23 protein-coding genes, 1 tRNA gene, 1 other RNA gene and 1 pseudogene are annotated in these 25830 nt (G+C 40.1%); 18 read left to right on the forward strand and 8 right to left on the reverse strand.

Features of this window, described 5'->3' with window-relative positions; all coding sequences use genetic code 11:
- Nucleotides 1-194: 194 nt before the first annotated feature.
- Nucleotides 195-491 carry a ribosome assembly RNA-binding protein YhbY gene (gene yhbY / locus AAEY57_RS13700; RefSeq protein WP_008112687.1) on the reverse strand — a complete coding sequence of 99 codons (297 nt, stop codon included), beginning with the start codon at nucleotides 489-491 and terminating at the stop codon, nucleotides 195-197.
- 88 nt (nucleotides 492-579) lie between these two features.
- On the opposite strand from yhbY, the gene rlmE reads away from it, so the two are divergent.
- The 8 genes from rlmE to AAEY57_RS13740 all read left to right on the forward strand — a co-directional run bounded on the left by rlmE (nucleotide 580) and on the right by AAEY57_RS13740 (nucleotide 8726).
- Nucleotides 580-1209, forward strand: coding sequence for a 23S rRNA (uridine(2552)-2'-O)-methyltransferase RlmE (rlmE, locus tag AAEY57_RS13705; protein ID WP_013465499.1), 630 nt, complete (start codon nucleotides 580-582; stop codon nucleotides 1207-1209).
- 66 nt (nucleotides 1210-1275) lie between these two features.
- Nucleotides 1276-3219: an ATP-dependent zinc metalloprotease FtsH gene (gene ftsH, locus AAEY57_RS13710; RefSeq protein ID WP_033104106.1), complete on the forward strand. Its 1944-nt coding sequence runs from the start codon at nucleotides 1276-1278 to the stop codon at nucleotides 3217-3219.
- Nucleotides 3220-3314: 95 nt separating this feature from the next.
- Nucleotides 3315-4160 (forward strand): dihydropteroate synthase, encoded by an 846-nt coding sequence (folP, locus tag AAEY57_RS13715; RefSeq protein WP_350608065.1) that lies wholly within the window; start codon nucleotides 3315-3317, stop codon nucleotides 4158-4160.
- A complete protein-coding gene (gene glmM, locus AAEY57_RS13720) occupies nucleotides 4161-5510 on the forward strand; it encodes a phosphoglucosamine mutase (protein ID WP_013465496.1) in 1350 nt (449 codons plus the stop codon). It begins immediately after the preceding gene.
- Nucleotides 5511-5582: 72 nt separating this feature from the next.
- The gene (gene tpiA, locus AAEY57_RS13725; protein WP_350608066.1) at nucleotides 5583-6332 is read left to right on the forward strand and encodes a triose-phosphate isomerase; all 750 of its coding nucleotides are present in this window, start codon (nucleotides 5583-5585) and stop codon (nucleotides 6330-6332) included.
- Between the two features lies 1 nt (nucleotide 6333).
- Entirely contained in the window at nucleotides 6334-6687 is a 354-nt protein-coding gene (secG, locus tag AAEY57_RS13730) for a preprotein translocase subunit SecG (protein ID WP_013465494.1), read from the forward strand.
- 78 nt (nucleotides 6688-6765) lie between these two features.
- Nucleotides 6766-6850 (forward strand) — tRNA-Leu (locus tag AAEY57_RS13735).
- A 250-nt stretch (nucleotides 6851-7100) separates the two neighbouring features.
- On the forward strand, nucleotides 7101-8726 hold the full coding sequence (locus AAEY57_RS13740) for a methyl-accepting chemotaxis protein (protein ID WP_013465493.1): 1626 nt from the start codon (nucleotides 7101-7103) through the stop codon (nucleotides 8724-8726).
- Nucleotides 8727-8824: 98 nt separating this feature from the next.
- Here the strand turns inward: AAEY57_RS13740 and AAEY57_RS13745 are convergent, their stop codons facing one another.
- The 3 genes from AAEY57_RS13745 to AAEY57_RS13755 form a co-directional block, all read right to left on the reverse strand.
- Complete coding sequence (locus AAEY57_RS13745) at nucleotides 8825-9232, reverse strand: type 2 periplasmic-binding domain-containing protein (protein WP_350608067.1); 408 nt, start codon at nucleotides 9230-9232, stop codon at nucleotides 8825-8827.
- 12 nt (nucleotides 9233-9244) lie between these two features.
- Complete coding sequence (locus tag AAEY57_RS13750; protein WP_350608068.1) at nucleotides 9245-10390, reverse strand: porin; 1146 nt, start codon at nucleotides 10388-10390, stop codon at nucleotides 9245-9247.
- A 241-nt stretch (nucleotides 10391-10631) separates the two neighbouring features.
- Nucleotides 10632-11228, reverse strand: a complete 597-nt coding sequence (locus AAEY57_RS13755) for a LuxR C-terminal-related transcriptional regulator (protein ID WP_033104102.1) — start codon at nucleotides 11226-11228, stop codon at nucleotides 10632-10634.
- A 374-nt stretch (nucleotides 11229-11602) separates the two neighbouring features.
- On the opposite strand from AAEY57_RS13755, the gene AAEY57_RS13760 reads away from it, so the two are divergent.
- On the forward strand, nucleotides 11603-13825 hold the full coding sequence (locus AAEY57_RS13760; RefSeq protein ID WP_350608069.1) for a TonB-dependent receptor: 2223 nt from the start codon (nucleotides 11603-11605) through the stop codon (nucleotides 13823-13825).
- Between the two features lie 71 nt (nucleotides 13826-13896).
- On the opposite strand, the gene AAEY57_RS13765 is transcribed toward AAEY57_RS13760, so the two are convergent.
- On the reverse strand, nucleotides 13897-14262 hold the full coding sequence (locus tag AAEY57_RS13765) for a hypothetical protein (protein WP_013465487.1): 366 nt from the start codon (nucleotides 14260-14262) through the stop codon (nucleotides 13897-13899).
- Between the two features lie 49 nt (nucleotides 14263-14311).
- Here AAEY57_RS13765 and AAEY57_RS13770 point away from each other — a divergent pair.
- Nucleotides 14312-14857, forward strand: a pseudogene (locus AAEY57_RS13770) (GNAT family N-acetyltransferase).
- Nucleotides 14858-14968: 111 nt separating this feature from the next.
- On the forward strand, nucleotides 14969-16633 hold the full coding sequence (gene ggt / locus AAEY57_RS13775) for a gamma-glutamyltransferase (protein WP_350608070.1): 1665 nt from the start codon (nucleotides 14969-14971) through the stop codon (nucleotides 16631-16633).
- Nucleotides 16634-16710: 77 nt separating this feature from the next.
- On the opposite strand, the gene AAEY57_RS13780 is transcribed toward ggt, so the two are convergent.
- Nucleotides 16711-17913, reverse strand: coding sequence for an aromatic amino acid transport family protein (locus AAEY57_RS13780; RefSeq protein WP_083494660.1), 1203 nt, complete (start codon nucleotides 17911-17913; stop codon nucleotides 16711-16713).
- 302 nt (nucleotides 17914-18215) lie between these two features.
- Nucleotides 18216-19094: a flagellar protein MotY gene (locus AAEY57_RS13785; RefSeq protein WP_350608071.1), complete on the reverse strand. Its 879-nt coding sequence runs from the start codon at nucleotides 19092-19094 to the stop codon at nucleotides 18216-18218.
- A gap of 204 nt (nucleotides 19095-19298) precedes the next feature.
- Here AAEY57_RS13785 and rnt point away from each other — a divergent pair, with 204 nt between their 5' ends.
- The gene (gene rnt / locus AAEY57_RS13790) at nucleotides 19299-19973 is read left to right on the forward strand and encodes a ribonuclease T (RefSeq protein WP_024602076.1); all 675 of its coding nucleotides are present in this window, start codon (nucleotides 19299-19301) and stop codon (nucleotides 19971-19973) included.
- A gap of 53 nt (nucleotides 19974-20026) precedes the next feature.
- On the opposite strand, the gene AAEY57_RS13795 is transcribed toward rnt, so the two are convergent.
- Nucleotides 20027-21652 carry a flagellar assembly protein A gene (locus AAEY57_RS13795; protein WP_350608072.1) on the reverse strand — a complete coding sequence of 542 codons (1626 nt, stop codon included), beginning with the start codon at nucleotides 21650-21652 and terminating at the stop codon, nucleotides 20027-20029.
- Between the two features lie 250 nt (nucleotides 21653-21902).
- Here AAEY57_RS13795 and ssrA point away from each other — a divergent pair.
- The 6 genes from ssrA (at nucleotide 21903) to AAEY57_RS13825 (ending at nucleotide 25718) form a co-directional block, all read left to right on the forward strand.
- Nucleotides 21903-22259: a transfer-messenger RNA gene (ssrA, locus tag AAEY57_RS13800) on the forward strand.
- Between the two features lie 185 nt (nucleotides 22260-22444).
- Complete coding sequence (locus tag AAEY57_RS13805) at nucleotides 22445-23677, forward strand: integrase domain-containing protein (RefSeq protein WP_350608073.1); 1233 nt, start codon at nucleotides 22445-22447, stop codon at nucleotides 23675-23677.
- On the forward strand, nucleotides 23674-24240 hold the full coding sequence (locus tag AAEY57_RS13810; RefSeq protein WP_350608074.1) for a hypothetical protein: 567 nt from the start codon (nucleotides 23674-23676) through the stop codon (nucleotides 24238-24240). The genes AAEY57_RS13805 and AAEY57_RS13810 overlap by 4 nt, the downstream gene beginning before the upstream one ends.
- A gap of 88 nt (nucleotides 24241-24328) precedes the next feature.
- A complete protein-coding gene (locus AAEY57_RS13815) occupies nucleotides 24329-24610 on the forward strand; it encodes a helix-turn-helix transcriptional regulator (RefSeq protein WP_064662581.1) in 282 nt (93 codons plus the stop codon).
- Nucleotides 24603-25103, forward strand: coding sequence for a hypothetical protein (locus tag AAEY57_RS13820; RefSeq protein WP_350608075.1), 501 nt, complete (start codon nucleotides 24603-24605; stop codon nucleotides 25101-25103). Before AAEY57_RS13815 ends, AAEY57_RS13820 begins: the two co-directional genes overlap by 8 nt.
- 336 nt (nucleotides 25104-25439) lie before the next feature.
- Nucleotides 25440-25718 (forward strand): hypothetical protein, encoded by a 279-nt coding sequence (locus AAEY57_RS13825; RefSeq protein ID WP_350608076.1) that lies wholly within the window; start codon nucleotides 25440-25442, stop codon nucleotides 25716-25718.
- Nucleotides 25719-25830 lie beyond the last annotated feature (112 nt).

A 25830-nucleotide genomic window follows, 5' to 3' on the forward strand; every position in this document is an offset into this window, starting at 1 on the left:
TCCAATCGTTCTTGGTCGAAAGATCGGATCTCGGAACAGGCATTTAGTTCAATTTTCTTAAACGAGATTCAGGTTATTTAGTGAGTAAACTAGAAAATAATAGTTATGAAGTTAAAACGCTGACAATGGGTTTTTAAGCAGGCATAAAAAAACCAGCAATGGCTGGTTTTTTGTTTTACCTTTAAATGGCCTTATTAGCCACGAGGTAATTGAATTTTTTTCTCAGGGCTTTGACGATAAAGCACAATCGTATGACCGATAGTCTGTAATTTAGTAGCCCCTGTTTCGCGAACAATAGCATCAAAAATAAGCTTTTTGGTTTCACGATCGTCTGTTGGCACCTTCACTTTAATTAATTCGTGAATTTCTAGTGCGCTTTGGATTTCAACTACTACGCCTTCGGTTAAACCGTTAGAACCTAGTAAAACTACAGGCTTAAGGCTATGCGCCTGACCTTTTAAAAACTGCTTTTGTTTGTTTGATAATGTCATGATATTACAAATTTTGCTGAATATGGCTTGAATTAAGGGTATTCTAACGCCATCTAGAGAATATTACTAATTAGTTGCGTGTTAATTTATGACAAATAAAAAACAGTCAGCCAGTTCACAACGTTGGCTTAAAGAACATTTTGATGATAAATATGTTCAAGAAGCGCAAAAAAAAGGCTGGCGCTCTCGAGCTGTTTTCAAATTAGACGAAATCCAAAACAAAGATAAGTTATTGCGCCCAGCGATGACCGTTGTTGATTTAGGCGCAGCCCCAGGGAGTTGGTCACAATACTTAGCTGAAAAAGTGGGTGACAAAGGCCAAGTGGTTGCGTGTGATATTTTACCTATGGACTCTTTAGCGGGCGTTGACTTTTTACAAGGCGATTTTCGTGAAGAAGCGGTACTTGATGCATTGTTAAAACGCATTGATGGTAAAAATGTAGATGTGGTATTGTCTGATATGGCACCTAACATGAGTGGTAATAACTCGGTTGATCAGGCAGGCAGCATGTACTTGGTTGAGCTTGCACTTGATATGTGCAACCAAGTTTTAAAGAAAAATGGCGCGTTTATTGTTAAAGTATTCCAAGGTGAAGGCTTTGATCAATATTTGCAAGATGTACGTAATAGTTTTAAAGCAGTGAAGATACGTAAACCGGATGCCTCGCGTCCCCGTTCTCGGGAAGTATATATAGTAGCGACTGGATACAAACTGTAGTACAGTTGCTTGGCGTTTAGTTGAATTTAAATTAATTGGATACAAGAGGTTAACCCCTTGAGCGATATGGCGAAAAATCTAATACTCTGGCTGGTTATTGCAGTAGTGCTTATGTCAGTATTTCAGAGCTTTAATGGCGGCGATCAAGTTGATCGTCAAACAAGTTACAGTCAATTTGTAAAAGACGCCCGTAGCGGCTCTATACAAGAAGTGTCCATTGAAAGTGGTAGTGGCACAATTACTGGCATAAAAAATAGTGGCGAGCGTTTTCAAACCATTATGCCTATTTATGACAAAGACATTTTAAATGATTTGTTAAAAAGCGATGTGAACGTTAAAGGTGTTAAACCTGAAGAACAATCGTTTTTAGCAAGCATTTTTATTTCTTGGTTCCCTATGATCCTGCTTATTGGTGTGTGGATTTTCTTCATGCGTCAGATGCAAGGTGGCGGTGGAAAAGGCGCCATGTCATTTGGTAAAAGTAAAGCCCGCTTAATGAGTGAAGATCAAGTCAAAACGACCTTTGCTGATGTAGCTGGCTGTGATGAAGCCAAAGACGATGTAACCGAGCTGGTGGACTTTTTACGTGACCCTTCTAAGTTTCAAAAATTAGGCGGTAGTATTCCTAAAGGCGTACTTATGGTCGGTCCTCCAGGTACAGGTAAAACATTACTTGCCAAGGCGGTTGCTGGTGAGGCAAAAGTACCGTTCTTTACTATTTCGGGTTCTGACTTTGTTGAAATGTTTGTAGGTGTAGGTGCATCACGTGTACGTGACATGTTCGAACAAGCTAAAAAAGCAGCTCCTTGTATTATCTTTATCGATGAAATTGATGCGGTAGGGCGTAAACGTGGCGCTGGTATGGGGGGCGGCCATGATGAACGTGAGCAAACTCTAAACCAAATGCTTGTTGAAATGGACGGCTTTGAAGGTAATGAAGGTATTATCGTTATTGCTGCGACAAACCGTCCTGACGTACTAGACCCTGCGTTGCTTCGTCCTGGTCGTTTTGACCGTCAAGTAGTGGTCGGTTTACCTGATATTCGTGGTCGTGAACAAATTCTCAAAGTACATATGCGTAAAGTGCCATTAGGCGATAACGTTGAAGCGGCCGTGATTGCACGTGGTACACCAGGATTCTCGGGTGCTGATCTCGCTAACCTTGTAAATGAAGCGGCTTTGTATGCTGCACGTGGCAATAAACGTGTTGTTAGTATGGCTGAATTCGACGCTGCGAAAGATAAAATCATGATGGGCGCTGAGCGCAAGACCATGGTTATGAGTGAGCAAGAGAAAGAAATGACGGCTTACCATGAAGCTGGCCACGCAATTGTTGGTCGTATGGTGCCAGAGCATGACCCGGTTTATAAAGTATCTATTATCCCACGTGGCCGAGCGCTAGGTGTGACTATGTACTTACCAGAGCAAGATCGTGTTAGTCACTCTAAAGAGCTTTTAGAATCAATGATTTCAAGCCTTTACGGTGGTCGTATTGCTGAGGCAATCATTTATGGTGAAGACAAAGTAACCACGGGTGCAAGCAACGACATTGAACGTGCCACTGATATTGCGCGTAAGATGGTGACTCAGTGGGGCTTAAGCGAAAAATTAGGTCCATTACTTTACGCTGAAGATCAAAGTGAGATGTACATGGGTGGCGGCGGTGGTCGCTCTATGAGCATGTCTGATGAGACGGCGAAAGTAATTGATGCAGAAGTACGTTTATTCTCAGACCGCAACTATCAACGTGCAGAATCAATATTGAAAGAAAACATTGATATTCTGCATGCAATGAAAGATGCATTAATGAAGTATGAAACCATTGATGCGAAGCAAATTGATGATTTAATGGCTCGTCAGCCTGTACGTGAACCACGTGATGCGCATGACCGCCATGAAGCTAAACCAGAAAAAGAAGATGTTTCTAAAGACAAACCAGTTGATGAAGTACAAAAACCAGCTGATGAATCTAAAAAAGATGAAACAAACCTTGATGATAAAGCTGAATAATCGTTAAAATAACGTATCCAAAAGCCCCGAAGTTCGGGGCTTTTTTGTATCAGTTTGATGTTAATAACCAAAATTATCACATATTAAGGTTAGCGATGAATAATAAAATTAACCTTGCGCGCGGCCGAACGCTTGATTTTGCAGAGCCTGTGATTATGGGGATCGTGAATGCTACCCCTGATTCATTTTCTGATGGCGGTCAGTTTTTAAATACAACTGCCGCGCTGAGTCATGCGATGCAATTACTTGATGATGGTGCGACCATTTTAGATATTGGTGGCGAGTCAACACGCCCAGGCGCACCTGATGTTAGCCTTGAAGATGAGCTAAAGCGTGTTATTCCTATTATTAAAGCTATTCGTGAGCAAAGTGACTGCGTTATTTCAATCGATACCAGTAAAGCTGAGGTGATGCGCCAAGCGATTGAAGCCGGTGCTGATATTGTCAACGATGTACGGGCATTGCAAGAGCCCGGCGCAATCGATGTGGTTGCACAGTTTCCTGAGGTAGCAGTGTGTTTAATGCATATGCAAGGGCAACCTCGTAGTATGCAACACGCTCCTCACTATAATGACTTAGCGGGTGAGATAAACGATTTTTTTAGCCAGCGAATAGCCGCATGTGAAGCTGCTGGCATTAAACAAAGCCAGTTAATTTTAGATCCTGGTTTTGGTTTTGGAAAAACACTAAAGCATAATTATCAAATATTGGCTCAATTTAACGATTATGCAAAATTGGGACTTCCTTTGCTCGCGGGATTATCGCGTAAGTCAATGATTGGTAATTTATTAAATAGAGACACAGACGATAGATTGGCAGGCAGTTTAGCTGGAGCACTGATCGCCGCACAAAACGGTGCACACATTATTCGTGTGCATGATGTAAAAGAAACCGCAGATGTGCTTGGCGTATATCAAGCCTGCAAACAAGGAGTACTTTAAATGAAAGAAAGAAAATATTTTGGCACGGACGGTGTGCGTGGTTTAGTAGGTCAAGGTCCTATTAACCCAGAGTTTGCGATGAAATTGGGTTGGGCCGCAGGGCGTGTACTCTCACTTCATGGCACTAAAAAAGTCATTATAGGTAAAGACACTCGTATTTCAGGTTACATGTTGGAGACTGCCCTAGAGGCTGGATTAATTGCAGCAGGTATTGATGTTATTCTTTTAGGGCCCATGCCAACGCCTGCAGTTGCTTATTTAGCGCAAACGTTTCGCGCTGAAGCGGGGATAGTGATCAGCGCATCACATAATCCTTATTATGATAACGGCATTAAGTTTTTCAATGGCCAAGGTTTAAAGTTAGATGATGAGGTAGAGCTACAAATTGAAGCGATGCTTGACGAGCCTATGACCTGTGTTGCTTCTGACAAGTTAGGTAAAGCAACACGTTTATCTAGCGCTGATGGCCGTTATATTGAATTTTGTAAAAGCCAGTTTCCACAAGGATTATCCCTTGAAGGAATTAAAATTGTTTTAGATTGTGCTAATGGTGCTACATACCATATTGCTCCTTCTGTAATGCGAGAGCTTGGTGCGGAGGTGATCACCCATGCATGTGAGCCAAACGGTGTAAACATTAACCATGAATGTGGCGCAACCCATGTTGATACATTAAAGCGTAAAGTACTTGAGCATAAAGCGGATGTTGGTATCGCCTATGATGGCGACGGCGACCGTGTGATGATGGTTGATCATAATGGCCGGGTATTCGACGGTGATGATTTGGTTTATATTATTGCTTGCCAAGCTGCACAAGATGACAATTTAGGCGGTGGTGTTGTAGGCACGGTTATGTCGAATATGGGACTTGAAAATGCGTTAAAAGCAAAAAACATTGCTTTTGCTCGCAGTAAAGTCGGTGATCGTTATGTGATGGAACTGCTGCAGCAAAAAGGCTGGAAAATTGGCGGTGAAAGCTCAGGGCATGTGTTGAATTTAGATTTAATCAGCACGGGCGATGGCATCATCTCAAGCTTACAAGTGCTTGCTGCTATGGTAGCACAAAATCGTACACTTCAAGACTTAGGAGCCGGTTTTACTAAGTACCCAATGAAAATGATTAACGTACGTTACACTGCCGGTACTGATCCGACCCAAGCTCCAGAGGTGCTTGCCGCAGTTGCTGAAGTAGAGCAAAGCTTAGCAGATAAAGGGCGCGTATTACTGCGTAAATCAGGCACTGAGCCTGTAGTACGAGTAATGGTTGAAGCTGAGCAAGAAAAAATAGTAATAGATAGTGCACAGAAAATAGCAGCGGTTGTCGAATCTATGAGCAAACAAACTGATTGATAACAATAACCTCTTGTAACTTTGGGCGAGTCGAGTTAATATCTCGCCCGCTTTCTAATGTGGAGTGGAAAAATGGCAGCACGCAAAGCGATGGTCGCAGGCAACTGGAAAATGAATGGTTCATTAGAACTCGTTCAACAACTGTCTGATGCTATTAACGATGTTAAATCTTCTGAAGTAAACATTGTTTTATTTCCTCCGTTTCCTCTAGTCCCAGCAATGATTGCAAGTGGTGTAACAACAGGCACGCAAACAGTGTCTGAAAATACCCCAGGTGCATTTACTGGTGAAGTAGATGCCGAGCTAATTAAGCAGCTCGGTGCGAAATATGTACTGGTTGGTCACTCTGAACGACGCAGCATATACAAAGAAAGCAATGATACCGTTGCTGCAAAATTTGATCGCGCGCAACAAGTAGGTCTAACGCCTATTTTATGTGTTGGCGAAAGCGAAACAGAGCAAGAAAGCGGTCAAACAGAACAAGTAGTTGCTGCGCAGATTGACGCGGTAATTAATAAATTAGGTGTAGCAGCACTAAAAGAATCTGTGATAGCATATGAGCCCGTTTGGGCTATAGGCACAGGTAAGACTGCATCGCCTGAACAGGCACAAAGTGTTCACAAATTTATCCGTGACAAAATTGCTGCACTAGATAGCGATTTAGCACAAGGGCTAACCATCTTATATGGTGGTAGCGTTAATGAAAAAAATAGCGAATTATTATTTGCGCAAACAGATATAGACGGCGGCCTAATTGGAGGCGCAAGTTTAAAAGCAGAATCATTTACTGCTATCTGCAATAGTGCAAAAGGGACCGTATAAGATGTACGAAATTTTATTAGTAGTGTATTTAATTGTAGCTTTAGCGCTTGTTGGTATGGTTTTGATCCAACAAGGTAAAGGTGCGGACATGGGGTCATCATTTGGTGCCGGCGCATCGTCTACAGTTTTCGGTTCTTCTGGGGCTGGGAATTTCATGACGAAAACGACAACGGTATTAGCTACAATCTTTTTTGTGCTTAGTATTGTGTTAGGTAACCTAACTGCCGGTCAAATTAAAAAGACTGACGAATGGGAAAATCTAGAAGCGGCTCCAGCTGTTGAAACAGTGACTCCAGTTGAAGAAGATGTGCCAGTCACATCAACTAAAGAGCAAAGCTCTGACGTACCAAATTAATTTAGTTTTAAATCGTTAAGTTGTTTATTTCCCTCAAATAAACATGCGGACTTAACACTAAGCAATAGCTTAAAAAATGCGGATGTGGTGGAATTGGTAGACACGCTACCTTGAGGGGGTAGTGCTTTCGGGCGTGGGGGTTCAAGTCCCCCCATCCGCACCAAATACAAAAACCAGTAACAGCAATGTTACTGGTTTTTTTGTGCCTAAAATTTAAAGTATTAAACAACTCTTTTAGGATTAATGTTGAACATTGGGGAGAACACTCTATATTTCAATTGTTAGTGTTTATGAAAGAATACTACTGTATATTTAACTTTATGTATAAAAAGCATCTAAAGTTAAAAATAAAGTTAACATTTCTGCATCTTAAGCCGATAATAACTATAGATAATTAAACGGAGTAAATGAATATGGCTTCAGGTTTCTCTTTTAAAAACCTCAGCATTACTAAAAAAATACATGCAATTACATCTATAGCGATCATCGCATTCTTAGTAATCGTTTTGGTTAACTACTTTGCCATGAACGAAAATCGCATATCACTCAATGAAATGGAGAAATCGTCTTATAAAGTAGCCAAATTAACCTTGGCTAACGTAAGTATTTTAGAAAAATTAGATGAATTATACACCCAGGCTGTAACCTTTGGTGAGCAAGACTTAGTAACAAAGGCGAGTGAAACCTATGCGCAGTTGGTTACTAATCTTGGTGCGATTGAGGCAATTAATACCTCTTATATTGATAATGATACAAAAACACGACTAGCTAATTACGAAAAAATATCTGCAACTATTGCCAATGGTATGGTTAATGGCACGGCAGATTTCAGTAAAATTCAACAACAAGCTCAGCTTAAAACAAGCCTATATGAAGCCGTATTAACCAGCTTTAAAAGCGCACAGCAAAAAGCAGATGATCGCTTTTTCCAGCTTGTTGCTAATACAAAAGCACGCTCAGATGACGCACTTAACTTAATGCTGGTTGTTGCGGTAGTTTCATTAGCACTGTTATTACTTATGGCTATTTGGATAGCGCGTAATATCGGTTCATCAGCTAGTGATGCCGCTAATAATTTAAGCCTTTTGGCAAGTGGTAAAGGGTCGTTAAGTACCAAGCTTGCTGTTAACTCAGAGGATGAAATAGGACAGGTATCTATAAACTTTAATGCTTTTATTAGCCTGCTTAGAGAAACCGTTTTAGAAGTGATTGCAGTATGTGAACCGTTAATGGAAAACTCTACCCGCCTTGTACAAGGAATGGAACGAGCTGAGCGAGCAACCACAAAACAAACCACCGATGCAGATGTTGTTAAACAGTCGATGGAAGAAATGAAGCAAAGTGTTGGGGATATTTCACAATCAGCAGCGAGCGCATCTAATGCAGTGCAAACCGCAGAAAAAGAGGTGGATCAAAGCCGGATACAAGTAAAAATGTCTGTAAACGCGTCGCGAACGTTAAGTGATGAAATAAATATAGCGGCCAGCACCATTAATAAGTTAGCTGATGACACTAAAAATGTATCGCAAATATTAAATGTAATTACATCAATTGCTGAGCAAACAAACTTATTAGCCTTAAATGCCGCGATAGAAGCGGCAAGGGCTGGCGAGCATGGCCGAGGCTTTGCCGTGGTTGCTGATGAAGTTCGTGAGCTGGCCTCTCGTACTGCACAGTCAACTAATGAAATACGTGAATTGTTAAGTACATTAAGTGTGGCAGCTAATGAATCTGTAAGCGCGATGACCTCTGCAAGAGATATGGCAACCGATAATGCTAGTGCAGCAGAGCAAACGGGTGTTTCGATAGAAAAAATAGCAGAGCAAATACTAGAAATTAATGGCATGAACTCGCAAATTGCAGCTGCAACAGAAGAGCAAACCTCAGTAGCCGCAATGGTTGTAGATAACGTATCTAATATGCATGTTTCATTTGAAGATACTATGAGTTCACTAAAAGCAGTAAGAGATGTGGCTAAAAACTTACATTACCTTTCAGATAACCTATTGGATGCAACCGCTAAGTTTAAAATTGAATAGCCATAGGCTATTTGATTGACGTCTTAAAAGATTATTTTTTTACAAAAAAAGCCCGCAATAAAATTTATTGCGGGCTTTTTGATGAACTATTTAGTGAACTAATACTTGCCCACAACTTTAACTTTATCATTCGCTTTTGCGCTATCGATATAGCCAATTGCATCTGCATTAGCAGCGACAAAATCAATCACAGCTTGGTCAGTATCAAGTTTACCCGGCGGTGTGCCTTTACCGGTAAATACGAGTTTTGACCAATAGGCATTTAATTGGCTACCCGATTTACCGACTAGCTTGTCGTTAAACTCATCAGCGACTGCAGTGCCGTTTTGGTTAACAGGGTTTACTTTTGTGCCATCGGCAAACGATTTGCTTTTACCAAGGTATATTTTTTTAATATCGTCTTGGCTTACTGCATTGGCATTCGCAGGGTTAACGATGACTGCAACTTCTGCAAAAACTGCTGAGCTGCATAGTGTTAGCATGCTGGCTAAAATTAATTTTTTCATTACTCGCTCCAATTAAAATACTAAATCAACGCCAACGGCTACTACATCAGTTTCAGTATTTGTTATATCGTCTTTCAAGCGGCTAAAGTCTACTTTAAAGGCAGCCATTGGGTGGAAGTCGTAACGAGCACCGATGGTGTACACATTACTTTTTGCTTTAGAGCCTTCCAAAACTTGGTTAAGGCCAGCATTTAATTGCGGCACAGTTGGGATTGCATTATAACGATTACTGTCATGCTCATCATCGTTATTTTCATAGGTTAAATGAACAAGCCATTCATCCATACGGTAGCCTAAGGATGTGTAATATTGAGTTTGCTTAGCGAGCGCACTGTTATCTACTTCAAACTGTGTGTATTCAGCGTCAAACAAGATATTGTTGTAATCAATTGAAAAGCCAAGCGCTAAAAATGCACCATCGTCTTCGTCAATAGCAATACTGTTTGCTTGGTCAACAAAACCTGAGTTACGAAGGGCTTGTTCTAAGCCGTTAAGGGCCATACCTTCGGCCGTATCATTTTCAATCTCAATACTCGTTTCGGCAACAAAGTAAGCAGCGCGAGCACTGAACCAATCGTAACTTAATGTCCAGTTTAACCCTGCAATATCATTAAGCTCGGTATCACCATTTACAGATACTACGGCAATATTATCATCGAAGCTGCCGTAAATAACCTGTAGAGTAGAGTCCCAATCACCAAGCTGAGTTGTATGTAATAAGCTTAGGCCTTCATAGGTTGAAAAAGGTAAGTTATATACAGACTGAGGTGGGCGCACCCAACGGTAGGTATAGCCAACATCTAAAAAGTCAGAGTAACGATAAAACGGTGCACGCATTTTACCAGCACTGATCTGTAATTCGTCAGATATCTCATAAGTTAAGTATGCCCATTCAAAATCGGCATCAAAATCATTTTCGCCGCGAGCCACTATCTGCGCCGTAGCGGATAGCTTCTCTTGCAGGTCAGCGGTTAGCTGAAGAGCAAACACGCTTTCATTTTTAAATGAAATATCATCATCATATCCATATAACGTTTGATCACTATCGAGCGACTTACCACCGACAATAGAAGCAAACCCATTAATACGAACTTCAGCACTCGCGTTGCTTGTGGCAAGTGCGCAACAAATTGCTACTGCTACAGATAGTTTTTTCATTGTGTATCCTATTTAATTTCATGTGTATCCCGCTGCAGTATAAGACGAGGATTAACTTTTTTCTAATTAAAATTAATAAATTAAGTACTTTTCACTACCTTTTTGCAACAAGAACACATGACTGAGATTGAAAATTAAGGCTTTTATATTTTAAGGTAATGTAACTAGCTGAGTTTTTTGGAATTATTTATGATGAGATAATATTTACTGCAGTACGTATTAAGTAGTAATTATTTTTTAGTTATAAACGTGAATTTATATTTTTTAGGTTATCTTGGCACCAACGAATTGCTTGCTGTTTATTTTTGACCGCTATTTTTTTATAAATTTTATGTAAGTGCACTCTCACCGTCGCTTCACTTATAAATAAACTATCAGCAATAGCACTGGAATGAAGTCCGCTAAAGAGTAGATTGAGTACTTTAATTTCTTTATCGGTTAGGTTAGTTGTTTGCAAAGCGTTTTTTTGCTCTGTATCGAGCATTTGGCGCATCCAAATGTCACTAATGGTTCGTGGAAACCACAATTCACCTTGTTTAATTGCATCTAACCCTCTATTGAACAACTCTTCACTAGTATCTTGATAAAAAAGACCTTTTAAATTTGGCCATTCTTTGAGTGAAGCCGCATCGGTATTTTTAGGGATATTAAAAATAACGAGCCCTTGGTAATTATTTGTATGAATAAATTGGTTTAAAAGTTCGTAATTAGTAAGAGAATTTAGGGCTGAATAGCAGACTAACAATATGTCGTTATTCAATGTAGTAAAAAATAATGGATTATACTGGTTGTTGTTAAAAAGCATGTTAGCTGATTGTGTGGTCTGTTTTTTTGTCATGCTTTTCACCTAAAAATGGCTTTGCTGTAGACTTAAATATAAAGGGTCTTTGGATATTGTCATAATCTCATGTAGCTTTAATGTGTTTTTCACAATAAATTATGTGTGCGATTTATGCACAACATGGCTGCTGGCTAATGTTAAAGTCTTAATTTAAAACCAAAGTTGTGTCATTATTGAGATAATTAGTTCAGATTAAAAACTGAAAATTAATTTTTTTGTATAAACTAAAGTTAAATATACATTTTGTAACTTTTATGTAATACAATACACTCCCAGAGGAAAGATGCATCTAAGCATCTTTTTTTATGCCTACAGTTTATGTTTACACAACATATAACGCATAATTAAATTAATACCCTTTGGAGAAAACCTTGAAATTACGCACCCTCTCACAGTTAAGTTTAGCGGTTATTGCAGCCCTAACAACTTGTGTAAATGCACAAGAAGCTAAAACCACTGCCAAACAAGACGCGTTTGAAAAAATTGAAGTTACAGCACGTAAACGTACCGAGAGCTTGTTCGAATCTCCAACTGCAATTACATCAATAGGCGCTAACCTTATTGATAAAGCCAATATGGGTAACTTAGAAGACATTGGCAAATACGTTCCTAACTTAAACATTACTCGTTATGGTGTTGGTAACGCGGCACATGCTTCTGTATTTATTCGCGGCATTGGTTTACAAGATCACATTATAACAACCGATCCCGGTGTAGGTGTTTACCTAGATGGCGTTTACCTAGGTCGCCAAATGGGGTCTAACTTATCGCTTCCTAATGTTGAGCGAGTTGAAGTTCTACGTGGACCACAAGGCACGCTTTATGGCCGTAATACATTAGGTGGTGCAGTAAACGTAATTACTAAGCAGCCTGGTGATGAAGGTATTTTAACGACAACTGCTAAAGTGGGTAGCCGTGGGCGTATTGCTGGCGATATTTACTTTAATAATGCACTAACCAATGACTTAAGCATGTCAGCCAGTGCGTCATACAAACAACGTGACGGTGTAGGTACGGCGGTAAATTTAGCTAACCCTGAAAAAGAAATTGGTGAAGAGCAAGAGTTTAGTGGTCGTATCGCGCTTAAATACGAAGCCACCAGCGACTTAGCGTTTACTTTCTCATTAGATGGGGTTGATAATGAATCAGGTCAATCACCTTATACTATTGAACTAACAGATTCATTAGATTCAAATGATGTATTCAATGGCGATTTCCCATTATTAACTGAAGACCTAATTCCATCGAATCCAGATGATTTAGGCACAACAGTTGCCGGTATTGAATCAACCTCATATTCAGGTTGGGGTACCTCATTTACCGCTGATTGGGCAATTAATAACACGTATACAACTAAGTTTATTTCAAGCTACCGCACCTCTGAGTATGAAGGTGGCTTAGATGATGATGCATCACCACTTAACTTATCTGAGTTCCCAGAAGTAGGCGGTGCTGATCAATACTCTTTTGAAGTTCAGTTAAACGCAACGTTTGACAAAATGGACTTTGTATCAGGCTTATATTTCTTTAATGAAGATGGTTTTACTCGCTCAGAAGACTTTGTATTTAGCCCATTTAATACACCAGATGGTTTACTAAATGACGGTATAACGCCTTCGTTTGGTGGCTTAGGTTTCTTTGAAATTAATCAAGAGACAAACTCATACGCAGCTTACATTAACGGTAGCTATGATTTAACGGATGATTTAACAATTGGCGGTGGTCTTCGTTACTCAGAAGATAAAAAAGACGCGAATGCGATTTTCCCAAGCTTTTCAGAGCGTAAATACATCAGTGCAGACTTTAATGCAGTGACATGGGATATTAATGCTTCATATCAGCTTAGCAATAATATGAATGTGTACGGCCAAGTACAAAAAGGCTATCAAACAGGTGGTTTCCCGCCGCGCCCATTTGGTGGTCCAGATCAGTTTGTATCGTTTGATGAAACCAAAGCAGTTAACTACGAAATTGGTTTAAAAGGCCAAGTACATGAAAATGTGTCTATGATGCTTGCGATGTTTGTTACCGACTACACTGACTTAGCACTACCATTCTCAGATCCAACTGCGGGTGGTGGCTTTGTAACTATCGTTGAGAATGCAGGTCAGTCTAAAGCGCAAGGTATTGAACTTGAAACCACAATTGCAATAACTGATGACTTTACTATTCGCAGTGCGGTAGGTTATTTAGACTCAGAGATTACCGAAGTCGCCGAGGGCGTACAAGGTATTGGTAAAGGTGATTCACCAGCATTGACTCCGCGTTGGACAGTGATGGTTGCGCCTTCTTACTTTGTAGATTTAAGTAATGGTGGCACAGTTGCATTGAATGCAAATTACTCATACCGCAGTGAAATGCAAGGTCAATCAGTTTTCAATAAGAGTGAAACGATTGATTCGCGTGAGCTCGTTGGCTTTAATATTTCTTACACTAACCCATACGGTGATATGGAAGTAACGTTATATGGCGAAAACGTATTAAACGAAGTTTACGATGTAGGACGTCTACAGCAAACTGGCTTTGTTGGCGTTATGCGCAGTAATGATCGTAGTGAGTTTGGTTTAAAATTCAAAAAAGACTTTGAACTATAATCTATATTTTACTTTAAAAGTAAAACAAAAAAGGTAAGCCATGGCTTACCTTTTTTTATGGTTAAAAATAATTAACCTTCTTTATGTTCTTTACGTGCCTGCTCAATTTCTGCGGCAATTTCACGTGCTTTTTGCTTGGTTTTTTCAGTCAGCTCGCCAGCCGCTTCTTTGCTTTTAATCCATGCATCAACAGCTACTTCTTTGCCGTCGTCGTACATGTCTAAGCCCATTTCTTTACTCTCTTCAAGTAGCTCATTTAATGATTCATCATTTTTAAGCTCATTGGTTTTTTCCTTTACTTCATTCCAAGTTTCATCAAGCTTTTCTTTCACTTGAGCGCTTGTTTCTTTTGCATCTTGTTTTACTTCGTTGGCATCTTCACAGCCAGTTAACGTAATTAAAGTGCCTAATAAAGCTAAACCTGCTAATTTCTTCATTTACTATCTCCTTTAGAGAAAATTATATTTCAGAGGTAACTATACAACAATGAAAATGAACATAGCTGTAACAACACGATTAAGTTTTAAATTAATGGACGAACATGATTGGCCGCAATTATACGAGCTCGATCAAGACCCAGCCGTTATGCAGTATTTAACACAAGGTAAACCCACTTCGCTTGAAGAGATAAAAACAGTCAGTATTCCTAGAATGCTTGCTTATCGTAACGAGCAACAAGGGTGGGGGTTATGGCAAGTAACCTTGCGTGAAAGCAATGCCTTTATAGGATGGGTGCTTGTTCGGCCGATGGGCTTTTTTTCAGATACGCCTGATTTTAGTGATATTGAAGTGGGCTGGCGGTTTAAGTAAGCGAGTTGGGGCAAAGGGTATGCTATTGAAGCGGCAGGCGCTATTTGTTCAGAGCTTGAAAAACAACGCCAAGTAAAGGCAATTAGCGCTACAGCACTGACCTCAAATGTTGGCTCAATTAATGTTATGAAAAAACTCGGTATGCAGCTTAAACATTATTATATTCATACAGAGGATGGCTCAAATTTAACAGCCGTACTTTATTCAAAGTCATGTGGATAATCTAATAACAATCCTAAGCTCTTTAAATGTGGCGTATAAATATTGACCTAGTGTTTGTTACTGTGCATTAATGTTTGCCATCAATGTATAAAAATAACCTAAGGATATGGGATGGGATCACTTTTTTCACCACGCAAGCTAATTATTAGCAGTGTCTTAATAATACAAGTAGGCTTTTTTAATGTAGCGGCTAAACAAAGTGCGGTGGCGATGCCCGACACATTTAGTGCCCACGCTGCAAAAGCCGTGTTAGAGCAAGGCGGCAACGCGATTGATGCCGCTATTGCTGCTCAGTTTGTATTAGCCGTTACGCTCCCCGAAGCGGGTAATATTGGTGGCGGTGGGTTTATGCTTATCCATAAAGATGGAAAAGGTGATTTTATAGATTACCGCGAAACCGCGCCCAGTGCCGCGCATCGTGATATGTATTTAGATGAGCAGGGGCAAGTAATTGAAAATAAATCTATTTACGGCATACACGCTAGTGGCGTGCCTGGCAGTGTCGCAGGAATGTGGTTAGCCCATAAAAAGCATGGTACGTTACCGTGGAAAGCGTTAGTGCAACCTGCGGTAACATTAGCAGAGCAGGGCTTTGTTGTGCCTGAAAAGTTGGCTCAGCTGATTGAGGACTATATAGCGCATCTAAATAATAAAAACATTAAAGTAAATTTTGCCAGTTATTTTGCTACAGCTACGGCAGGTGCGCTTTTTAAACAACCAGAGCTAGCTGCCACACTCAAACGCATTCGCGATGACGGTCAAGATGGCTTTTATCAAGGTGAAACTGCCGCAATTATTGCAAAATTTATGCACCAACATGGCGGGATCATTAACCAAGATGACTTAAAACGTTATCGTGCTAAATCGCGGACTCCTATAAAAGCGAACTGGAATGGCTACCAAGTGCTTACTTCACCGCCACCAAGTTCAGGCGGCATTGCTATATTGCAATGGCTGAAAATGTATGAGCTTAAAAAACCAACGCCTGCACAACAACATAATTCAGTAGGGTATGTGCATTTATTGGCTGAAATAGGTAAGCGAGTATTTGCCGATAGAGCAGAGTACTTAGGCGATCCTGATTTTTACCAAGTACCTACAGCAAAACTACTTGCAGAAAACTATCTTAAAAACCGTAGTAGCAGTATAGATTTAAAGGCTATTTCAACCACCGAAAACATTAAACCCGGTTTAAAAGAAAGCGAGCAAACCACTCACTTTTCCATTGTCGATAACATGGGTAACGCTGTAGCTAATACCACCACCATTAATTTAGGCTTTGGTAGTGGTGTGGTGGTAGAAGGCGCAGGCTTTATTTTAAACGATGAAATGGATGACTTTAGCGCTAAACCCGGGGTTATGAATGTATTTGGTGCCATTGGCGGCAAAGCAAATGAAATTCAGCCGCATAAACGTATGCTCAGCTCTATGACCCCCACTATTTTACTCAGTAATAATCAGGTGAAAATGGTAACAGGATCGCCAGGTGGCACTACTATTATTAGCTCGGTGTATCAATCGATACTCAACGCGATTGAATTTAATATGAGCGCCGATGATGTGGTAAATAGCCCGCGTTTTCATCATCAGTTATGGCCAAAAAATGTGATCAGAGCACATGCCGGCTTGGAGCCATCAGTAAAACAACAGCTGATAAAAATGGGTTACACAGTGGACGAACGCCACTTTGGTGATATGCATGTGATTATTAATCATAATGGCAAATTAGAGGCGGCGTCAGAGCAAAGCGGTAGAGGAAAAGCAATCGTGTTTTAACGTTAGCGTTTGCATGGCAATCCCCCCAAACTCTTGTTTGGGGGGATTGCCAATAGAGTATTACTTATTATTGGGTATTAACCTATTGCAGGTATTAGCCCTGCCATTTGCAGGCATTGCGCACTAATAATTGAAATGCCACACAAAGCGGCTATGGCTAAACCAATATTACCGCTTCGTACTTTATAACCGCTTTTTTCAACGCCTTGACGCTGTTTGTACACCATACTCACCGGCAAAAATACAGCCAATATCACCAATGCAATGGCGGCATAACCTAATGCCATAATAAACCCTTGCGGATAAAATAAGGCAAACCCAAGAGGAGGAATAAAGGTAATAAATGCGGTTTTTATTCTATCTGCGCCCGTATCTGCTTTTTTGAATGTGTCGGCAAAAAAGTCAAATAACCCCAAGCTTACCCCTAAAAATGATGTTGCCAGCGCTAAATCAGCAAAAAGCTTAACGGCTGTAGAAACGCTCGTGTTGTTAGCAATATTTGCCACACTGGCTACAAACCCGCTTAAGCCTTCACTTTCGAGAAGTTGGGCTTGGCTCATTATACCTTGGCTTAATACTTGCCAAAAAATATAAATAACCAGCGGTAAAGAGGCGCCTGCAATCATAACTTTGCGCAAGGTTTTTATGTCAAGTCCGACATATTTAACAATAGAAGGAATAGAGCCATGAAAGCCAAAAGAGGTAAATACCACCGGAATAGCCGAAAGTATCAGCCCTTGCTCAACCGGCATTTCAAGTAAGTGCTGGCCATGCACATAAGGCGTAAGCATATAAAATAAGCTACCCAATACTACTATTTTTATACTAAACAGCACTCTATTAAGCTTATCTACCTTGCTGGTGCCTAAAGTGACAACACCTGCAATCACCACCGCTAAAATAACGGAGCCTAACTGTGGGGCAATACTTAAGTTAAAACCAGTGTTTATACGTTCTTGTAGCTGGGCTCCGCCACCTGCTATGTAGGCCGCGCATAACGCATAAAATAAAAATATCATTGAAAAGTTAGCCACATACTGACCGCGCTTACCTAGCCAAAGCTTAGCCAAGGTATTTAAGGTGGCGTCGCGAGGGGCGTATTGATGTAGTTCCAACATAAGTAAAGCGGTGTAGGTCATAAGTAACCAACAACCGATAATTAATACCATCGCGGTATTAAATCCAAGCCCTGCAGAGGCGATAGGCAGGGCAAGCATACCTGCACCTATGGTGGTTCCTGCAACAATTAACATGCTACCTATTGTTTTATTTTTAAGCACTTAATGATCCTGATCAAACGTGAGAGACACGCAAGATATAACTAGTTGTGTAAAACTTAAATAGTTTTGTCATAAAAGAGACAAAATAAAATGTAATCTTCTATTTACAACTGTATTAAAAAAGCCAAAATCATCAAAAAAAGGAAATTTAACTTATTAATATAAATGAAAAAATAAAAAGCTAAATGTTAATAATTAAAAGGGAGGTTGTTTGCTATGTATAAAATAGGCATCACAAAAATGGTATGTATTGACCGAAAGCGTTATCCATTACACCGTCGGTCGAAAAGGAATACGACAATTTACATTTTAGCGATTTGAATCACTAAGCGGCGGTTTTTATCACGACCTAAAATATTGTCATTAGTATCTACAAAGCGTTTTTCACCAAAGCCTTCAGTAACCACTTTAGCTTCATCAACGCCTAAGCCAACCATGTAATCTTTAATCTCCTTAGCACGCTTTCTTGATAAATCGAGGTTATTCCAGCGACCGCCATAACTATCGGTGTACGATGCAATACTAATTGATTCTATACTCGGGTCGTTTTTTAAATACTCAGCAATTTTATCAAGGCGTTGCTGCGATGATTTGGTTAATTTACTGCTATTGGATTCGTAGTTCATTATAGTGAACGAAATATCTTCAAAATTATATGGCAGTAATTCGTCGCGACATTGTAAAAACGCCCAATAAGCTTGTTTAAAGTTGATATTAGATATTCCCACGGCAATTTTGTCGGCACTATTTTGCCAATCTTGATAGTAAAAGGTAGGTTGGTTGCCTTTTTCAAGCTCAGTTAGCATTTCCCACGCTGTTTTATTACCTAGTTCACCATCAAACTTTTTAAGTAATTTTATATCAGCAATATCACGGGCAGGGCGACCTGCTCGCCAACTAGGTGGCACCGCTTTTAAACCGGCAATCGCGTAATTTTCTGGGCGTACCACCATGTCTAAATTAAAAGTGAGATCTTTGTTTTTACTTGCAGATGCTTTAAAAGTAGCCTCGCCATAGTAGGGAACTTCATGATTTAATTGGCATTGTAAGCGAGTTGTTTTAACCAAGTTCCAGTTTGAATTATCTTGGTTAGCCGTGTACTGGCGCATTGCCGCAGTTGTATCCAAACTATACAGCACACTACTAATGCCTAGGCTAATAAATAACAACTTACACTTCATCGAGAATTCTCCAGTTATCTAGCTCTGCCAAAAAAGTGACAAAACCGTAAAATATTACGCAACAGCAAATAATTCAGCGTAAACGCTAATTACTAAGCAAGTAACATGCCTATAGTTTAACTGCAATTAATCAATAAATCCCCTAGCCGACAGGGGCCCAATTTTGACATAATAGACAGCTAATCCCCATAAACCAAGAATACTATGGCAAATACTGAGCAAACACTTTTCGCACAACGCTTTCGTGGCTTTTTTCCAGTGGTTATTGATGTTGAAACCGCCGGTTTTAACAAAGAAACCGACGCACTACTTGAAATTGCAGCATCCGTTTTAAAAATGGATGACGAGGGATTGCTTAGCATAGATCATACTGTTCATTTTCATGTGCAACCGTTTGAGGGCGCAAACATTGAACAAGCCGCCATTGAGTTTAATGGTATTGAGCCTTTTTCAGCACTGCGAGGGGCAGTCCCTGAAGAAGAGGCGATTAAAGAAATTTGTAAAGTAGTGCGCAAAGCGCAAAAAGCCGCAGGGTGCCAGCGCTCTGTGGTGGTTGCTCATAATGCCGCTTTTGACCATGGCTTTTTAAATGCCGCTATTGAGCGTAATAACATCAAGCGCACACCATTTCATCCGTTTGTTAGTTTTGATACCACATCACTTGCGGGTTTGGCATTAGGGCAAACAGTATTAGCTAAAGCGTGCCGAGCAGCAGGAATAGAGTTCGATAACAAACAAGCACACTCTGCGTTATACGATACAGAACGCACCGCTGAATTATATTGTTTAATTGTTAATCGTTGGCAGCAACTAGGTGGTTGGCCACTTGCTATAGATGAAACACAACAGAGCGAAGACGAAGCAAGCAACCAAGATTAAGTTCACAATAGTGAATACTTACTTTTGAGCTGAGTCAGTTTTAATCAGCGAAATTAAAACGATTGGGTTATTTTACCTTCACTGTGGGTGATTAAATGTGGTGGGTAATTACGCGAAAAGCTAATTGATTCTCGTGCAATTTTAAGCTCTACCCCAGGGTGCATAAGCTCATTAACTTTTAAGCGACTGAGCGCTAAAAGTTGCGCCATTTTCTTTCTTAGTAACTGCTTTTGCTGATTGATGCTGGCGCTTCGGTTTGCTATGTGTTCTTCATTCGTTGTTATTTTATTCAAAAACTGCTGACGCTGTGCGCTTGCAACTTGTTTATTAATTCGCTGGCGCGCTTGCTGTAGTTCAATTGACTTACTAATTAAAACTTTTTCAAAGTCAGTGATTTGCGCTTGTTTTTGTTTTAGCACATACCATCGCTGTGCGATGCAAACACGGGTTTTAGTTCCTGCTGGTGCGCCCAATTCACCTGTTTCAATGCGCATTGCGTCTAGAATATGACCACCAATAATTTTCCCTTTAGGATCTTTTGCGCTGCCAACCCTAATTAAATTTCCAGCACTCAAGTCACAATGTAATGATTGGCGTTCTATTAATAAGTTTTGCTCCGTTTTTATGTCACAGTATTGAGAGTAACCAAGTGCAACGGTTCGTTTAGCAAAAATAGAACAGGTGAATGGCTCATCGGCTTCTCGTTTTCTGCCAATTGCCCCCTTTACTATTGTGATGGCGTTATTACTTTTTAACTGCGCCGATTCAACAAAACCTAAAACAGTAATATCGCCGGTAGCAGTCACGCGCATGCCATCTTTTATATCACCACTGACTATAATACTGCCATCAAATTCAACATGGCCGGTACTTGGGTCAATATTATGAAAACATAAAACATCATCAACACGCATACCACGGGGAAGGGCAACCGGTACACCAGTACAGTCGGCAATTAGTAAGTTGGGGTTATCGGGCGCAATTTTAGTACCGTCAAAAGGTTGTAATTTATGCTCTTTGCCAGGGATTGCAGTTAGCACATCTCCAAACACAGTAAAGCCATCAACTCCCGATGTTGCTGGAATACGCCGCATTAGTTCACACCCAGGTTTTACAGTAATAATATCACCTAGGTTTCTCATATCGACTTTACCACCGCCCTTAGCTTGCGGGCTAAGTACGCGGTCTTGCGCTGTGCAGCAAAGACGCACAAATTTGGCATCGTTACCCACTTTAGGCGCGCGACCAAAAGCGACTTCAGCGCAATGCGTGCTTCCTGAGGGTTGTTCAAATTGTTGTGCCAATAACTGTTCTAATGCATGAGAGCTAATACCCTTTACAATCCCTGCCTGAGCTAACACGTCAATTGCTTGTTCCATGTTAAGTAATTTACCGCCCTTAGCAGTAATAAGGGTAGCTTCAACAAGCATATTTTTTTCATCAATGTTAATGGTTAGCTTTGCATCAATGGCTTGAGCAACCACCAAAGAGGGGGTCTCTTCGTCGTTATTTTGAGCAAACAACTTACCAATATTGCTAGCAATAATGTCACACTCGCAATATTCTGACTGCCTAATTAATTCAATAAGCTGTGTTGCTGTTGAGGCTAAACCTGAGACATTAGGGTGGGAGAGCAAAGAGATATGCCCCGTTTGCTCATCAAAAGAAAAAACCGACATTTATAAATCCTCTAGGTAATATGCCTGTTATTATTTTTTTATATTGTATTAGACCAAGGTCTAGCCCTACATTTGAGCATAAAGCATCATACTTGTTAAGTAATTGTTTCTTAATTATCCAATATTTTACATTTAAAAGTGTGTTTGATGCAGGATTAACCAACCAATAAAATAAAACGCCTAAGGTGTTGAGTATTGATGGGTTACTCAGTTATACTGCTTGCACGCTCTGAATGAGTAACCTTATTCAGGGGCTGATTAGGATTCGACGGAATTCAAGAAGCCCAAGGTGCATGTCGAGGTGCGGTTTGCCTCGTAAAAAAGCCGCAATTTAAAGTAATCGCAAACGACGATAACTACTCTCTAGCAGCTTAGGCTGGCTAGCGCTCCTTCCATGTATTCTTGTGGACTGGATTTTGGAGTGTCACCCTAACACCTGATCGCGACGGAAACCCTGGCCGGGGTTGAAGCGTTAAAACTAAGCGGCCTCGCCTTTATCTACCGTGTTTGTCCGGGATTTAAAGGTTAATTAAATGACAATACTAAACATGTAGTACCGACGGTCGAGGCTTTTCGGACGGGGGTTCAAATCCCCCCAGCTCCACCAATAAAGGTTTTTAGATATGTTGCTAAGAACCGTAAAAGACCCGCAACGCTAGTTAATTCGAGCCTTGCGGGTTTTTTTATGCCTATAGTTTAACCATTAGTGACCGTTTAAAACTTGTAACAACCGCGATTTGTTGTAACACTAAACGTAACAACTGGAATATTACATAGGGATCGTTGTTACAAATGGCTATTCACAAACTCAATGCAAAACAGGTCGAATCGGAAAAACCAAAGGATAAGGAATTTAACCTTACTGACGGTGGCGGTTTAACATTACGAATAAAGCCCAGTGGTGGTAAGTTTTGGCTTTATAACTACACAGCGCCAATTACTAAAAAACGTAAAAATATGGGGCTTGGCTCTTACCCTGATATAAGCCTTAAAACTGCTAGAGAACGTCATAAGAAATATAAAGCCCTAGTGCTTGAAAATATAGATCCTATCCACCAGCGCCAGCTAGATGAAAAGCAAGCACAAGAAACACACCTACAAACATTTAAAGCAGTTGCATTAATGTGGTTTGAGAAAAAGAAAACAGAAATAAAACCACAAACAGCACAAGCCGCTTTAAAACTGTTAACTAATCATGCTTTTCCTGCGTTTGGTGATGAGCCAATAAGCAAACTAAAAGCCTTTCAGGTAATAGAACTAGTGCGCCCTATAGAGGCAAAAGGTAGCTTAGAAACAGTAAAAAGACTATGCCAGCGTATTAACGAAGTTATGGTGCATGCGGTTAACTGTGGGCTTATAGAAGCCAATCCACTAGCGAATATAAGGCAAGCTTTCCAAACACCTAAAAAAAGCTCTATGCCATCTATTGAAGCGGATAGATTGCCAGAGCTTATGAGTGCCTTAAATCGTGCCAGTATTAAGCTTACAACGCGTTGTTTAATCGAATGGCAGTTACACACTATGACGCGCCCTAATGAGGCTGCAACAGCTAAATGGCAAGATATAGACTTAAATACTGGCGTGTGGGTTATACCAGCCGAGCAAATGAAAAAGGGCAAAGAGCAACGCATACCCCTCACACCGCAAACACTCGCTTTACTTGAACTAATGAAGCCATTAAGCGCACACCGCGAATATGTATTTCCCGCAGACAGAGACCCACGCAGCCATACAAACGTGCAAACAGCCAATGCAGCAATAAAGCGTATGGGGTTTAAAGGCGAGCTTGTGGCGCATGGCTTACGCTCGCTTGCTAGTACCACGCTAAACGCACAGGGATTTGATCCTGATGTAATAGAAGCGGCACTCGCGCATGTTGATACAAACGAAGTAAGGAGAGCATATAACCGTACAGATTACTTTGAGCGTAGAAAAGTGATGATGTGCTGGTGGTCTGAATATATCGAAAATGCGGCTAGTGGGAGCAGCTCCTTGGCAGGGATCAAGGGGTTGAAAGTTATATGAAAAGAAATGAGTTAGTTACTTACTCTGAGCTTGAGGGTAATAAAACCGTTAGCTATTTAGCTAAAAATATAATGATAGAATTGGGGTTAAAGGATCATGAAAATAACACACTTATACTGTACGGGATAAACCTGCTTGTGATGATTGCAACCTCTAACATTGAGCAGGCAACAGATGGCACTAAATCTGACTTAATGAAAAATGAAATTGCTGAAATATCAAAGCTTGAAAAAAAACTATCAGAAATAAAAAAAATAAGAAATGATTTAAGGTATTACAAAGGTGAAAAAGTACGTGAACAATGGAGTTCTATTGATACCCTTGAAAAGGATTTAACAAATTTTAAGCTAAAACATAGAAAGCTAACATCTAAGGATTATTTCATTATTCGATTGTTTGGTGGTTGGTGCAGAGTTGCTAATAAAGCAGGCTTAAACGATGACAAAAAAACTATGTTTAGAAAAATATTGGTTTGTATATTTGAGGAGTATCACATTTCAGGCTCTAATATTGATGCAGTCAAAAAAGCTATTAAAAAGCTAGAAAGGGAAAATCTTCTTTAATTTTTTAAATTATCTTCCCCGTTAGCTACTTTAAAATCTCATAAATTACCTCTTAGTTTATTAACAACACTCAACAAGAGGTAACAAGATGGTAGATATTCTTAAATTAATTCGCACCAAAGAGCTAATGGAAATTGTTCCTTGGGCTCGAACTAAGCAGCAAGAAAAAATAAAAGCTGGACTAATGCCCCCACCAATATCAACTGGACAACGTGGTGTCGCTTATTATGAAACAGAAATAAACGCAACGCTTGCCGTAACAATAGTAGGCTATAACGATGAGCAAATTAAAAAATTTGTTTCTGAACTTGTAGCAAGACGCAAAGAGTTACTAAAAAAATACACTCACTTGGAGGCAGCTAATGATTAATTTACATGAACTGCCAACACTAATCACATTGGAATATTTGGAAAAGTTAGCGCCAGCAGCTTTTGAGGAGCTAGTTCGAATGGACATTATTCACCGTTCAATCTTGCTTGCTTGGCTCAACGGTCAATCTACAAGCCCAATTGGTAGAGGGTATGCCGATGTTGAATTAGATAAGGAAGATGCAAAGCATAGCCACCTTAAAATGAAATGCTTTATTGATTATCAAAGTAAGCGTGAGGTTGGGTTAAAGGTTTCTCACTCTATGACAGAGCTACAACGATTTGAGTTTTTCAATAAACGAGCGGCTCAGCGTGAAAAAGTTAAGCGTAAAGTCAAAAAGGAAAGAGAGCAAAGGGCAAAAAAGAGCCTTGTTAAAATCCTTGAGCAACTCGGTATTGAACAGGTTAAAACCATTATTGTGACCGAGCATTTAAAGGTTACTGGTGCGGCTAATGAGCCTGTCTTTGATAAGGAAAAACCGACTAATGGTTAGTTAGACGGCTTTAGATTGGTTATTTCGAGGGCTGGTGGCGAGTAGCTAAACTGCCACCAGCTTTTAGCATTATATAATAAGTAAAGCTCATAATAAAAATGCTTTCATGTGAGTTTCCACTAACATTGAAGGGCGTGTGTATCCAGTCTTTTCCCTTAAACCTTTTTTATTGCGGTCTTTAACGGCAGTGGTTTATAGGTTTGTTTTCATTAAAAATGAAGGTTGTTAGTTACTACTTACTGTATAAGGTCGATTTAGCAAACCGTGGAATAATGACATTAGTGAAAACACCCCTTTTATCATTCGGATATTTATATTATCTAATAGGAAGTATTTGTGTCTAATTATCAGTATGTGAGTCACTCACCTGTAATTTGCCATAAACAGAACATTTGGCAAGTTCATACGTCAAAGAGCGGCATTTACACAGCGCAAATGAAGAGTATGTTAGATCAGCTTGAGGCAGTTTTAACACACTATAGCCAAGTTTTAGTTTTACGATTTGATATCGGTATTCCATATCAAACAAATGATAACCGTTTTATTATTGCTGTTATGGAAAGTTTAAGCGGTTTTATAAAGCAAATGCATATTCCGGAGCATCGTGAACAGTGATTCCGGCCCATCGTGAACACCCGTTCTGGTTTTAGCGTGAACGCTCATTCCGGTTTTATCGTGAACACTTTTGACTGATTTTCCGGAATCGGTGTTCACACCAAACCAGTAC

This window comes from Pseudoalteromonas sp. MER144-MNA-CIBAN-0113, from assembly GCF_040308965.1.
Taxonomy (GTDB): Bacteria; Pseudomonadota; Gammaproteobacteria; order Enterobacterales; family Alteromonadaceae; genus Pseudoalteromonas; species Pseudoalteromonas tetraodonis.

What these genes read in the sequence shown, in the direction of transcription:
- yhbY (WP_008112687.1), bottom strand. Translation starts at nt 491, where the DNA reads ATGACATTATCAAACAAACAAAAGCAGTTTTTAAAAGGTCAGGCGCAT.
- rlmE (WP_013465499.1), top strand. Translation starts at nt 580, where the DNA reads ATGACAAATAAAAAACAGTCAGCCAGTTCACAACGTTGGCTTAAAGAA.
- ftsH (WP_033104106.1), top strand. Translation starts at nt 1,276, where the DNA reads ATGGCGAAAAATCTAATACTCTGGCTGGTTATTGCAGTAGTGCTTATG.
- folP (WP_350608065.1), top strand. Translation starts at nt 3,315, where the DNA reads ATGAATAATAAAATTAACCTTGCGCGCGGCCGAACGCTTGATTTTGCA.
- glmM (WP_013465496.1), top strand. Translation starts at nt 4,161, where the DNA reads ATGAAAGAAAGAAAATATTTTGGCACGGACGGTGTGCGTGGTTTAGTA.
- tpiA (WP_350608066.1), top strand. Translation starts at nt 5,583, where the DNA reads ATGGCAGCACGCAAAGCGATGGTCGCAGGCAACTGGAAAATGAATGGT.
- secG (WP_013465494.1), top strand. Translation starts at nt 6,334, where the DNA reads ATGTACGAAATTTTATTAGTAGTGTATTTAATTGTAGCTTTAGCGCTT.
- AAEY57_RS13740 (WP_013465493.1), top strand. Translation starts at nt 7,101, where the DNA reads ATGGCTTCAGGTTTCTCTTTTAAAAACCTCAGCATTACTAAAAAAATA.
- AAEY57_RS13745 (WP_350608067.1), bottom strand. Translation starts at nt 9,232, where the DNA reads ATGAAAAAATTAATTTTAGCCAGCATGCTAACACTATGCAGCTCAGCA.
- AAEY57_RS13750 (WP_350608068.1), bottom strand. Translation starts at nt 10,390, where the DNA reads ATGAAAAAACTATCTGTAGCAGTAGCAATTTGTTGCGCACTTGCCACA.
- AAEY57_RS13755 (WP_033104102.1), bottom strand. Translation starts at nt 11,228, where the DNA reads ATGACAAAAAAACAGACCACACAATCAGCTAACATGCTTTTTAACAAC.
- AAEY57_RS13765 (WP_013465487.1), bottom strand. Translation starts at nt 14,262, where the DNA reads ATGAAGAAATTAGCAGGTTTAGCTTTATTAGGCACTTTAATTACGTTA.
- ggt (WP_350608070.1), top strand. Translation starts at nt 14,969, where the DNA reads ATGGGATCACTTTTTTCACCACGCAAGCTAATTATTAGCAGTGTCTTA.
- AAEY57_RS13785 (WP_350608071.1), bottom strand. Translation starts at nt 19,094, where the DNA reads ATGAAGTGTAAGTTGTTATTTATTAGCCTAGGCATTAGTAGTGTGCTG.
- rnt (WP_024602076.1), top strand. Translation starts at nt 19,299, where the DNA reads ATGGCAAATACTGAGCAAACACTTTTCGCACAACGCTTTCGTGGCTTT.
- AAEY57_RS13795 (WP_350608072.1), bottom strand. Translation starts at nt 21,652, where the DNA reads ATGTCGGTTTTTTCTTTTGATGAGCAAACGGGGCATATCTCTTTGCTC.
- AAEY57_RS13805 (WP_350608073.1), top strand. Translation starts at nt 22,445, where the DNA reads ATGGCTATTCACAAACTCAATGCAAAACAGGTCGAATCGGAAAAACCA.
- AAEY57_RS13810 (WP_350608074.1), top strand. Translation starts at nt 23,674, where the DNA reads ATGAAAAGAAATGAGTTAGTTACTTACTCTGAGCTTGAGGGTAATAAA.
- AAEY57_RS13815 (WP_064662581.1), top strand. Translation starts at nt 24,329, where the DNA reads ATGGTAGATATTCTTAAATTAATTCGCACCAAAGAGCTAATGGAAATT.
- AAEY57_RS13820 (WP_350608075.1), top strand. Translation starts at nt 24,603, where the DNA reads ATGATTAATTTACATGAACTGCCAACACTAATCACATTGGAATATTTG.